The sequence below is a fragment of the Vibrio sp. PSi01 genome, from assembly GCF_054960695.1.
Window position 1 is genome coordinate 1 of sequence record NZ_JBHNYN010000064.1, and the last position, 293, is coordinate 293.

General features: G+C 44.0%; 1 protein-coding gene. It reads left to right on the forward strand.

Annotation, left to right across the window (positions count from 1 at the left end; genetic code table 11):
- Window positions 1–293: flagellin N-terminal helical domain-containing protein (locus ACFI6G_RS22265; protein WP_462710491.1), on the forward strand; the 293-nt coding region annotated here is incomplete at both ends.

Below are 293 nucleotides of genomic sequence, written 5' to 3' on the forward strand. Positions count from 1 at the left end.
ACGAACATCCTGCAACGTATGCGTGATTTGTCTCTACAATCTTCAAATGGCTCAAACTCAAAATCTGAGCGTGTAGCGATTCAAGAAGAAGTAACAGCACTAAACGACGAACTAAACCGTATCGCAGAAACCACGTCTTTTGGTGGTAACAAACTGCTTAACGGTACTCACGGTACTAAATCATTCCAAATCGGTGCGGATAACGGTGAAGCGGTAATGCTTCAACTGAAAGACATGCGTTCTGATAACGCTCAGATGGGTGGTAAGAGCTACCAAACTGAGAACGCGAAAGA